Below are 12,154 nucleotides of genomic sequence, written 5' to 3'. Positions count from 1 at the left end.
TTTTAGCGCGCTAAACGCAACGCCAGTTCAGCCAACCGTTTGCCTTGTGCAAATGCCAGTGCATCTTCTGCATCACTCAGTTTAGGGCAGTTTTCGTGCCCAGCAACATGGCTGGCACCATAAGGAGTACCACCACTTTGCGTATGATTCAGTTGTGGTTCGCTAAATGGAATACCACACACCAGCATACCGTGATGCAATAACGGAGTCATCATACTCAAAAGTGTACTCTCCTGCCCGCCATGCAAACTGGTGGTACTGGTAAACACACAAGCTGGCTTGCCAATCAGGTCACCGGCAAGCCATAAACTGCTGGTACTGTCGAGAAAATATTTGATAGGCGCAGCACAATTACCAAAACGGGTCGGGCTACCCAATGCCAACGCGGCACAATTCTGTAATTCTTCCAGAGTGACATAGGGTGCGCCCTCATCTGGAATTTCCGCAGCCGTTGTCTCACATACTGCCGACACTTTGGGTACAGTTCGCAACAACGCTTCACAACCAGTCACACTGTCAACTCCGCGCGCCAGCGCAAGTGCCAGATTACGCGTACTGCCTGATAAACTGTAATACACCACCAGAATAGGCAAATCTGCCATATAGCACTCCTTGAATAGTGTTTGAATGCCGCTATTGTGCCGTAACTGTCATAGCTTGACCAGCCAGCATGGAAATTCTGCATTGCAGGTATTTTTTAGTTACAATCAACTAGCCACTTGTCAGGAGTAGCCATGAATATACATTCAATCAAAAGCAAATATTTACAGCAGCGTCTGCCCCAGTTTTTACTGTTTGTGGGACATAACTATCAGCGCTGCAATCTACCTTTGATTGCCGCCAGCCTGACTTTCACAACCTTACTGGCATTGGTACCAATTTTTACCATTACCGTAATTGTAGTAAACGCCTTTCCCATGTTTGATGATATGGCCACACGCTTCAATCAGTTTCTGACCCATATCATTGTGCCGGCAGCCGGAGCCGATTCAGTCAGCGATTATCTGTATGCCTTTCGCGATAAAGCCAGCGGCCTTACCGCAGTAGGCATCAGCTTTATGATTATTACATCATTAATGATGATTCAAACCATAGAACATGCATTCAATCAAATCTGGCAGGCACGCGATCAGCGCCCGCTATGGATTCGTATCCTCATTTACTGGGCCTTACTGACCCTCGGGCCTGTGGTAGTAGGCATGAGCCTCTCAGCCATCGGCTTATTATCCAATCCGGCTAATATGGCCAGCCAACTTCCGTTCTACAGTACATTATTTCGCATTGTTACCAATCTGACACTGATTACTCTGTTATTGTTTCTGTTGTACAAACTGGTACCATTCTGTTTTGTCCCTTGGCGCCATGCTTTACTGGGCGCCGTTATCACAGCGGCAGGGCTGGATCTGCTGCGGCGCGGATTCGCCATTTTCGTTACTGATTTTGGCAATTACCAGAAAGTGTATGGTGCCTTTGCCGCAATACCGGTATTTCTAATCTGGCTGAATTTACTATGGCTTTTATTACTTGCCGGTGCCGTACTCACCTCTTCACTGCCCTACTGGCATCAGGACAGATTTCGCCAACTGCACCAATACCAGCCATTTGAAAACGTATTGACCCTGCTATACCTGTTATTACAGGCTCAGCAACAAGGACTGGCTGTTACATCCTGCCAGCTTCAGCAACAGCTCAGTATCAGTGATAAACATCTGGACCACATACTTACCCAACTCGAACAACAGCATTATATTGCTTGCAGCAACAATGGCTGGGTATTGCAGACAGATTCGGACAGAATCATACTGGCCGATTTATATCAACTTTTTATTTACCGGCTGAACCGCAATTCAACAGTAGCCAGTTCAATTCAGTCACTGCTACAGCCATGTTTACAGCAACTGGATATCAGCCTGCGCCAATGGGCAAAACAATTACCACAGCAGGTTTCAGAGCAGCAGCCACTGAATAAAACATAAAAATAATCCTGCCTCTGGTATTTTCAGATAAATAGCTTTACATTTACCAGTTTTTAGCGGTGCGCTTTCAGCAAAATACCAACCATGACTATGTTTACCCAATTATCCGCATTATGCCAGCGCATCAGGCAGAAGCTAGCCAGCAAACCCAAATTCTGGTGTAGCATTGCCGTAACCATTATCTTGCTACTGTGCACAGCTGTTGTGCTGTTTTCCAGCCGTAAACACACCACAGATCGTTATCAGGCAAAATATTTCAACATTAAACTAGCACCGGTAACTATCAAAACCCATGTAGCCAACCTGAATTTCTGGCGAGACGAAATTGTCCAGCCCGGCGATAACATCAGCATGGTACTGAGCCGCTTCAACATCAGCCCCGAAGAAATCCGACAAATAACCAATCTTAATATCATCAAAAATAAAGTACAGCATTTACAAGTTAATCAGGTATTCAGCATACGTATGGACAACCATGGTCACCTAACCGATATCCAGTTTTTTAATGACGATGACAATGGTGAAAAAAATCTGGTGGCACTAAAAAAAGCTGGCAACAACTGGAATGCTGACGTCAGTGCAGTTGATACCGAAACCCTACAAACATTTAAAGCTGTGGTTGTAAAAACCTCCGCCCGCGGCGCATTGGCACAGGCAGGCATACCCGTAGAAATCCGTGAATCACTGCGCGAAATCTTCAAAGATAAAATTGACATCAATACCCTGCAAAGCGGCGATACCATCCGCCTGATTTATGACAGCCTGTATTATCGCGGGCAGGAACTGGCTACCGGCGATATACGCGCAGCTGAATTCAGCCATAGAGGCAACATATATCAGGCCTATTATTACGATACTGGCAACGATGGCAATGGCCAGTATTATGATGCCAACGGCAAACCGCTGCGCAAAGGCTTTTCCAGCGTACCTGTTGAAGGTGCGCGGATTTCTTCACCATTTGGCACCCGTTTTCATCCGATACTGCAAACACTGCGCATGCATAGCGGTATCGATTATGCAGTAGCCAGCGGCACACCCATTCATGCTCCGTCTGATGGTACAGTGGAAAGTTTTGGCATCAAAGGTGGCTATGGCAATACCGTCGTATTACGCCACAATGACAGCATGCAAACTCTGTACGGGCACATGAGTGCCTTTGCCAACCTCAGTGTCGGCCAGCATGTGCATTCAGGGGAAATTATCGGTTATGTGGGTAGCACCGGTGTTTCTACCGGACCGCACCTGCATTATGAAGTACGGATTAACGGCCAGCCAGTAAACCCAACCAGCGTTGCCTTACCTACCCGCACACTGAATACCCGCGAACTGGCTGATTTCAGGCAGAAACAGCGCCACTGGAATGAACAACTAGCCAGTATCCGCAACCTGAGCGTAACCATTGCCCAGCTGGATTAATAACAATATTCAGTCTGGAACTCACCTCGCTTTACGCATACAATAACCGCTTTGCTGTTACAGAATTCATCATGAAAATCGCTACATGGAATGTTAACTCACTGAATGTTCGCCTGCCTCACACCCTGCGCTGGCTGGAAGAAAACCAGCCGGATATACTGGCCTTGCAGGAGCTGAAACTCGAGCAGGACAAATTTCCAGAAGCTGAATTTACCCGGATTGGTTATCATGCAGCATGGAATGGCCAGAAAACCTACAACGGTGTTGCCATACTCAGCCGCCAACCTCTGGAACAGGTTACAATTGACATTCCCGAGCTGAATGAACCACAAAAGCGCATTATTGCCGCCAGCATCAACAATATCAGAGTTATCTGTGCCTATTGTGTAAATGGCGAAGCAGTAGGTAGCGAAAAATTTGCCTATAAAGAACGTTGGTTTGCTGCGCTGAATACCTATATGCGTAGTGAGCTGGCACAGCACCCCAAAACCATCCTGTTGGGTGATTTCAATATAGCACCACAGGATATAGATGTTTATGACCCAGAAAAATGGCAGGACAAAGTACTATGCTCACCACAGGAGCGCAGCTGGTTCCGGCAACTACTGGAACTCGGATTGACTGACAGCCTGCATTACCTGTATCCCGACAGCGCCCACTACACTTGGTGGGATTACCGTATGAACATGTTCAAACGCAAGCTTGGGTTACGTATCGATCATATTCTGCTGAGTCAGGCATTATTACCAGCATTACGCGAAGTACAGGTTGACAGCGCAGCCCGTAGCTGGGAACGTCCCAGTGACCATGCTCCGGTTATGGCCACACTCGCCTAATGAATAACATGCACTCTTTCCAATACTATATTGGCCTCATGTCTGGTACCAGCATGGATGGCATCGACGCAGTACTGGCCACACTGGTGGGTACACAATGGCAGGGCGTCTGTGCGCATGCATTCATTGCCTATCCTGAAACCCTGAGACAACGGTTACTGGCTCTGCAAACACCTGCGCACAATGAACTAGCACAGGCTGCCGTATTAGCACAAGAACTGGCACATCTCAACGCACAGGCAGTTAAAACTGTACTTACAAAAGCCAGTATTGAAGCTAGTGCAATAACTGCTCTGGGCTGTCATGGCCAAACAATACGCCATGCACCAGAACAACATTACAGTATTCAACTGATGGACTGGGCATTGCTGGCCGAACTCACCGGCATTACTACAGTAGGCGATTTTCGCAGTCGCGATCTGGCTGCAGGTGGTCAGGGCGCACCATTAGTACCAGCGTTTCATCAGGCCGTTTTTGCCAGTGAACAGCATACCCGCGTAGTACTGAATCTGGGCGGTATTGCTAATATCAGCGTATTGCACCCACAGCAACCGGCGTTCGGCTTCGATACTGGACCGGCTAATATGCTTATGGATGCATGGGTACAGCATAACTGGCAGCAGAAATTTGATTACAACGGTACATTGGCCAGTCAGGGGCAGATAATTGAACCACTGTTGCAAGCCATGCTCAACCATAACTATTTCCGCCAGCCCTATCCCAAAAGTACCGGCCGCGATTTATTCAGCTTCGATTGGCTCAACCAGTATCTCACCGGACAGGAAAATCCCACTGATGTTTTGCGTACACTGCTAGAACTTACTGCACAAACTGCGGTAACTGCCATCATAAGTGCAGCACCTGCCACCAATGACGTTTACGTCTGCGGTGGCGGAAGTCAAAATCAGCTCTTAATGTACTCACTGGCACAATTACTCCGCCAGCACCGGATTTCCCTGCACAGCACCGACACACTACAATTACCGGCACAGTTAGTTGAAGCCGCAGCATTTGCCTGGCTGGCGGCATGCTGGTATCAGCGTCAGCCCGTGGCCACCCATCATGCCACCGGCGCAGCAGGTGCGCGTATTCCCGGCTGCGGCTACTGGGCTTAACCATCCGCAAAAAACCGTTAAATCCTGTTACCATTACCAGCTATAATCCCCAATAGACATTATAATAAATAGTTAATTTCAGATAAAAATACCGAACTCAATCGCAAGATTTATGGCCACAACACGAAAAAAATCTGTTCCCCGTAAGCAATCGCCGCTGAAAACAAAGCCGCAAAAAGTCAACAAGCCGAAACAACCATGGCTAATGAACCTGATTAACGATATTTTCTGGCTACTGGCGCTAATGATTACCTTATTTATTATTTTGTCATTAGCCAGCTTCGATATGACAGACCCGGCTTGGTCACGCGGGATCGGTCAGATTAACAGACCTCATAATCTCGCAGGCTTAACAGGAGCATGGCTGGCAGATATTGGCTATTATATTTTCGGATTATCCGTGTGGTGGAGCATCATTGCAGCCATCATTGCCCTTTATAAAAGTTTCCGTCCGCTTAACGCCCGCTCACTCAACACCAGCGATGACAGCAAACCTTATAATAGCTGGCTGGCTTTAACTGGTTTATTTGTTCTGCTTATTTTCAGCCCCGCTCAGGAAAATCTGGTATTTGCCAGCATGCTTCAGAATGCCCTGCCTATAGGTGCCGGTGGTTTGATTGGACAATCACTAGGTAACCTACTACATCAGTTTTTCGGCCTTACCGGCGGCTTAATCATCAGCATATTCATGATACTGATTGGCCTGTCGCTATTATTACAGGTATCGTGGCTAACAGTAATTGAAAAACTTGGTGCCCAGTGCGAATGGTTCTGGTGCAAACTACTGCGTCGGCCACAACGCCTGATTACCGAATTTCCCAACAATAAAACTGTACGGCAAATGGTTAAACAGGCCAAAAATATTACCGCCAGAAATATCGATACACCTGAACTTGCCACCAGTAATCGCAAAGCTGTAACCGTACGTACCGAACCCACAATCGCACAGAACTTAACCGAACCAGCACCAGCATCCAGCCAAACAGCCATCCCTACAAAAAGTGAAAACGACCTTATCCAGTTACCAGATGTCAAATTACTAAGTGAACCAACCGACCAGCCGGCAGTCATCAATAGTGAATTCCTGCAACAAACCGCCGCCCATATAGAGTCCAGATTAAAAGAATTCGGTGTAGCAGTAGAAGTGACCAGCGCCACCACCGGCCCCGTCATCACCCGTTATGAAATCGAACCGGCACAAGGAGTCAAAGGCAGCCAGATAGTTAACCTGAACAAAGACCTCGCACGCTCCCTCTCCGTCCAGAGCGTACGCATTGTCGAAACCATCGCCGGCAAAACCACCATGGGAATTGAACTGCCCAACGATGAACGCCAAAGCGTTCTGCTGGCAGAAATTCTTGGCGCAAAAATTTTCCATGATGCCACCGACAAGTTAACCATGGCAATGGGTAAAGACATCGCCGGAGCTCCCGTTATCGCCAGTCTGGCCAAAATGCCACATTTACTGGTTGCCGGTACCACCGGTTCTGGTAAATCAGTTGGCGTAAACTGCATGATTCTGTCGATTCTATACAAGGCACAGCCCGATGAAGTACGCTTCATCATGGTAGACCCGAAAATGTTGGAATTAAGCGTATACGACGGCATTCCGCACCTACTGGCTCCAGTAGTCACCGACATGAAAGAAGCAGCACAGGCACTGAACTGGTGCGTTACCGAAATGGAAAAACGTTACCGCCTATTGGCACACGTGGGTGTGCGCAACATCAACGGCTTCAATGACAAAGTAGCAGCAGCCAAAGCAGCTTCCACCCCACTGGTCAATCCGTTCAGCACCAATCCAGATGAACCGGAACCACTGGATAAATTGCCTTATATAGTTGTAGTTATTGATGAACTGGCCGATCTAATGATGGTTGAAGGCAAAAAAGTAGAACAGCAGATTGCCCGTCTGGCACAAAAAGCCCGCGCTGCCGGCATTCACCTGATACTGGCTACCCAGCGCCCCAGCGTTGACGTTATTACCGGCCTGATTAAAGCCAATATACCAACCCGGCTTTCCTTTCAGGTATCCAGCAAAATCGATAGTCGCACCATTCTCGATCAGATGGGTGCAGAGAACCTGCTTGGCAAAGGAGATATGCTGTTTCTGCCACCCGGTCAGGCCGAACCAACCCGCCTGCATGGAGCTTTTGTGCCGGACGAAGAAGTCCACGCCGTTGTTAATTTCATCAAACAGCAGGCTCCCACCCAGTATGTAGAAGGTATACTGTCTGGAGAAGCAGCCCAAACTAACGTCAATCAAGTGAACCCGAATGCCAACAGCGATGAATTATTCGATCAGGCAGTGGCTTTCGTACTGGAAACACGTAAAACATCTATTTCCTCATTGCAGCGCCATCTGCGGATTGGCTACAACCGCGCAGCCAACCTGATGGAAGCTCTCGAAGCGGCAGGCATTGTCTCTGCGGCCGAACTAGGCGGTAGCCGACGGATTCTGGCACAAAAAGACAATCTATAACACAACATCATTAACTCCGAAGCTGTCCAAATAATAAAGCCGCAATAAATACACATTTATTGCGGCTTTAACACCAACATTCACCAGACCTGCTTACCTCGATTTTCTGCCAACATAAACAAAGCCAACTGCACCGATGACAATCATCGGCAAACTGAGCCATTGTCCCATCGACATGTGCATTGCCAGCAAACCAAGAAAATCATCCGGTTCACGTGCAAACTCAACAATAAAACGGAATACCCCATAACCCAGCAAAAACAGCATCGATACCTGTCCCAGCGGGCGTGGCTTCTTACTAAACAGCCACATAATCACAAATAACACAATTCCTTCGAGTATAAATTCATACAACTGCGAAGGATGACGCGGCAGCATTTGAAACTTTTCCCATACCGGCAACCATTTCTGCGGATCCTGCATCAATACTGCAATATCATTTTCACGTGCGTGCGGAAAACCCATTGCCCAGAAAGCATCTGCACTGGTTACACGCCCCCACAGCTCACCATTAATAAAATTACCTATACGCCCACATGCCAGCCCAAGTGGTACCAGTGGCGCAACAAAATCCGCCACCGCCCAGAATCTGACCCCGTGTTTGCGCGCAAACAGCCACATCGCCACCAGCACACCAACAAAACCACCATGAAACGACATGCCCCCCTGCCAAACCTTCAAAATCTCCAGCGGATGGTGCAAATAAAAAGCCGACTGATAAAACAGCACATAGCCAAGACGCCCGCCAAGAATTACCCCCAGCACACCCCAGGTAATAAAATCATCCAGCATCTCATTCGTAAAAATCGTTTGCCTGCTTTTAATCCGTTTACGTCCCAGCCAGATAAACAAACAAAAACCAACAATATAACTCAACGCATACCAGCGAATCGCCAGCGGTCCCAGATGCACCAGCACCGGGTCAAAATTCGGATGAATCATCATAAACTTGTCATTCCTCAGATATCTTGCTCATCATCTCATCTGCCACAACCACATGCGTCAGATAACAGCCAGTACAGCCATAAATACTACAGCCAAAACAGCACACAGTTTAACCCATATTAGCCAAACCATGCGCTCATTTCAGCAATCTCGCGCTCTCGTAGACATTCTTAAGCAAAATAATCCCCGTAAACAGCTGTATATCCATTGACAGCCAATAACAAGCCACCTAAGATAAAATATGTATTTTATATACATATTAAATTCTTCGGGAGAACAAACATGCAATTAACTACTAGACAAATCGAACTGGTGCAAGCAACCATTCCCGCACTACAAGAACATGGCATCGAACTAACTCGTTACTTCTACAACAGAATGCTCAGCAATAACCCAGACCTGAAAGAAATATTCAACCTCGGCAATCAACGCAACGATGCCCAGCCACAGGCTCTGGCCAGCGCCGTACTCGCCTATGCTCAAAACATTACCACACTACAAAATCTTGGCAGTGCCGTCAGCCAAATAGCGCATCGCCATGTGAGCCTAAATATTCAGCCAGACCAGTATCCGATAGTTGGCACCAATCTACTGCATTCCATCAGTGAAGTATTAAACGTACCCATGGACAGCGAGCTGATAGAAGCATGGGCCGCCGCCTACCAGCAACTGGCAGACATTCTCATACAGGCCGAAGCAAACCTGTACCAGCAACAAGAGAAGAACAAAGGCGGCTGGCACGGCTGGAAAAAATTCAAAATCGTGGATAAACAAAAAGAAAGCAGTGAAATCACCTCATTTTATCTGCAACCGATCGACAACAGTCCACTACCGACATATCAACCCGGCCAATACATCTCAGTTCGCATCATGGTGCCGCAACTGGGTATCAGACAACCACGCCAATATACCCTTTCCGACAGCAGTCATCCCAATTACTTCCGCATAAGTGTCAAAAAAGAAACTGCCGATCAGCAGCATGATGCCGGTTACGTTTCCACAACCCTGCATGAACATTATCAGATTGGAGACGAAATAGAAGTTACCCACCCAACCGGCACTTTCTCATTACACAATCCAGATAAAAATACCGTACTGATTAGCGCAGGTGTGGGTATTACCCCCATGATAGCCATCGTCAACACCCTTGCAGCAAAAAAAAATCCACACCAACACATTAGTTTCATTCATGCCTGCCGTAACAGCAATGTACTGGCCATGCATCAACATATCATCGAATTACAGCAAACCATGCCTAATCTGCACAGCTATCTGGCCTGCGAAAATCCAGGTACAGCATTAACCGCAGATAAAACTGGCTGGCTGGATCTATATGAGCTGGATAAGACCTTACTGCCAGCAGATGCCGACTATTATATCTGCGGCCCCAAACCATTCATGCGCACCCAATATCAGGCACTGCTTAACCTGCATATACCGGAAAATCAGATATTTATGGAATTATTTGGTACAGGCGGACTCAGCCAGCTCGCAGCCTGAGAAAACGGCTGAAATTTAAACCTAAAACTTTTCATGGCAGCTGAAAACGGGCAAAATTGTTCTATTAACATCCAGACAGTCTGCCATGCAACTAAACCGCTTCACCGATTTAGGCTTACGTGTACTAATATCACTGCAATACCTGCCCGAATCTGAGCTTACTACAGTAGAGCGCCTCGCAAAACAGCTAAACGTATCCAGAAATCATCTGGTAAAAATTGTTTATTTTATGGCACAGACAGGCTGGATTGACTCATTCAAAGGCAGAAACGGCGGCATCAGATTAGCTGCCCCCAGCCATCAGCTCAAACTGGGCGATATTATTCTGGCATTGGAGCAGACTTCATCCGAAACGCCCGCCATAATCAACTGCCAGCAACCTTCCTGCTCGATGACAGAATTCTGTAATCTGCCCCAAGTATTCAATGAAGCGCTGCAAGCTTTTTATCATTCACTAAACCGCTATACCCTTAGGCAGCTACAAGTACCAGCAACCAATCAAGCCGTCATCAAATGGCTGGATCAACAAAAATAACCCAGACAAGGTATGCGCAAACACAGACAACCTGAATAAACTACATCGCATCTTCCGTTTCTGACGACGGAGTCTCATTAGCAGGCGCACCCACTATTCCATTAAGCAAACCTTCAACTGCCGGCGGTTGCGGAATCAAAGTATTCAAAGCCAGCACAGAAGCATTTAAAACAGGGTAGTCCCTGAAATCAATCTGATAACCGCCATCACTGGTCGAATGCAAACTGGCGCGGGCACCAAGCGGGAAAGTTACCTTATCAGCAACATGACCAAAAGGAAATCCGGTTAATACCGGCACCTTCGCCAATCGAGCCATCGTCTGTACCACAGAATTGAATGTATAACTACTGTCATACACATCCCGAATAGACCCCATACGGAAACTACCCAGCACAATCGCCTGCTGGCGGCCGAGAATGCCACTCAGATATAAAGTCTGAAGCATACGTTCAATCCGGTATGGCTGCTCACCTACATCCTCAATAAACAGAATACCACCATCTACCTGCGGCATATAAGGTGAACCTACCAAAGCAGACAGCACACTCAGATTACCGCCCCACAAAATTCCCTCAGCCTGAACCTGATAATTCTGCATCGCAGCAACCGTAACTGACATAGCAGCGTTACAACTGTTATCAATAAAGGAACGGGTAGTAAACTCACTCATCTGCGGCTTGCCGAATTCACTATACAGCATCGGACCAGCAAAGCTGCACATCTGCCCTTGTGCCAGCAAAGCCAGCTGCACTGCGGTCACATCACTATAACCAAACAGTAATGTACCCTGCTCACGCATCCGCGCGCCCAGGGCTGACCAGTTAACCAGAGGCAAAATACGCATTGCACCATAGCCACCGCGTAGCCCCATCAGTACCTTTGGCACAGGTACACGACCAACAGCGACCTCCTGCAAATCAGCAGCCCGCTCAGCATCACTGCCGGCAAAACGCTGATAGCGACGCACAGACGCCTGCTGATTACTTACGGCAAAGCCGGCCACAGTCAGACGCTGCACAGCCAGCTCACTGCGGCTGGTACTTTCACCAAAACCGGAACAGGCAAAAATTCGCATAGAATTCAGATTATTATTTGTTGATGGTCTAATTATTTTAGGAGAAGACGTTGTGGGTACAGAAGGCTGCTGAGTACTACCACATGCCTGCAATAAACCAGCACCCGCAAAAGCAGCACTGGCACGTAAAAAACTACGACGGTTCTGTTGTCGGGCATCCATAAAAACTCACTTCCTGATCCAGCAGATTAGCTGACTGAGCAATAGCAGCTATTGTAACAAAAGACAGTCAGTTACCACCTGACCATACATTACTATAGCCCTGTTTGCCATG

General features: G+C 47.5%; 10 protein-coding genes. 7 read left to right on the top strand and 3 right to left on the bottom strand.

Annotation, left to right across the window (positions count from 1 at the left end; all coding sequences use genetic code 11):
• Positions 1-2: 2 nt before the first annotated feature.
• On the bottom strand, positions 3-602 hold the full coding sequence (gene wrbA, locus BHC51_RS10210) for an NAD(P)H:quinone oxidoreductase (RefSeq protein ID WP_100153954.1): 600 nt from the start codon (positions 600-602) through the stop codon (positions 3-5).
• A 132-nt stretch (positions 603-734) separates the two neighbouring features.
• Here wrbA and BHC51_RS10205 point away from each other — a divergent pair, with 132 nt between their 5' ends.
• The 5 genes from BHC51_RS10205 (at position 735) to BHC51_RS10185 (ending at position 7,825) form a co-directional block, all read left to right on the top strand.
• Entirely contained in the window at positions 735-1,976 is a 1,242-nt protein-coding gene (locus BHC51_RS10205; RefSeq protein ID WP_100153953.1) for a YihY family inner membrane protein, read from the top strand.
• Positions 1,977-2,060: 84 nt separating this feature from the next.
• Positions 2,061-3,392 (top strand): M23 family metallopeptidase, encoded by a 1,332-nt coding sequence (locus tag BHC51_RS10200; protein ID WP_257384809.1) that lies wholly within the window; start codon positions 2,061-2,063, stop codon positions 3,390-3,392.
• 71 nt (positions 3,393-3,463) lie between these two features.
• The gene (gene xth / locus BHC51_RS10195; RefSeq protein WP_100124383.1) at positions 3,464-4,228 is read left to right on the top strand and encodes an exodeoxyribonuclease III; all 765 of its coding nucleotides are present in this window, start codon (positions 3,464-3,466) and stop codon (positions 4,226-4,228) included.
• A gap of 8 nt (positions 4,229-4,236) precedes the next feature.
• Positions 4,237-5,343, top strand: a complete 1,107-nt coding sequence (locus BHC51_RS10190) for an anhydro-N-acetylmuramic acid kinase (RefSeq protein ID WP_100153965.1) — start codon at positions 4,237-4,239, stop codon at positions 5,341-5,343.
• Positions 5,344-5,455: 112 nt separating this feature from the next.
• The gene (locus tag BHC51_RS10185) at positions 5,456-7,825 is read left to right on the top strand and encodes a DNA translocase FtsK (RefSeq protein WP_100124382.1); all 2,370 of its coding nucleotides are present in this window, start codon (positions 5,456-5,458) and stop codon (positions 7,823-7,825) included.
• A gap of 93 nt (positions 7,826-7,918) precedes the next feature.
• Here the strand turns inward: BHC51_RS10185 and lgt are convergent, their stop codons facing one another.
• Entirely contained in the window at positions 7,919-8,770 is an 852-nt protein-coding gene (gene lgt / locus BHC51_RS10180) for a prolipoprotein diacylglyceryl transferase (RefSeq protein WP_100098896.1), read from the bottom strand.
• 282 nt (positions 8,771-9,052) lie between these two features.
• Between lgt and hmpA the strand changes: the two genes are divergently transcribed.
• Positions 9,053-10,270: an NO-inducible flavohemoprotein gene (gene hmpA / locus BHC51_RS10175; protein ID WP_100153952.1), complete on the top strand. Its 1,218-nt coding sequence runs from the start codon at positions 9,053-9,055 to the stop codon at positions 10,268-10,270.
• An 85-nt stretch (positions 10,271-10,355) separates the two neighbouring features.
• Entirely contained in the window at positions 10,356-10,805 is a 450-nt protein-coding gene (locus BHC51_RS10170; RefSeq protein WP_100124380.1) for an Rrf2 family transcriptional regulator, read from the top strand.
• 40 nt (positions 10,806-10,845) lie between these two features.
• On the opposite strand, the gene BHC51_RS10165 is transcribed toward BHC51_RS10170, so the two are convergent.
• On the bottom strand, positions 10,846-12,042 hold the full coding sequence (locus tag BHC51_RS10165) for an LD-carboxypeptidase (protein WP_100153951.1): 1,197 nt from the start codon (positions 12,040-12,042) through the stop codon (positions 10,846-10,848).
• Between the last annotated feature and the right edge of the window lie 112 nt (positions 12,043-12,154).

The organism is Snodgrassella alvi (assembly GCF_002777745.1).
GTDB classification, from domain to species: Bacteria; Pseudomonadota; Gammaproteobacteria; order Burkholderiales; family Neisseriaceae; genus Snodgrassella; species Snodgrassella alvi_D.
Note: the sequence above shows the minus strand (reverse complement) of the source record. Positions and strands in the feature narration are given on the sequence as shown.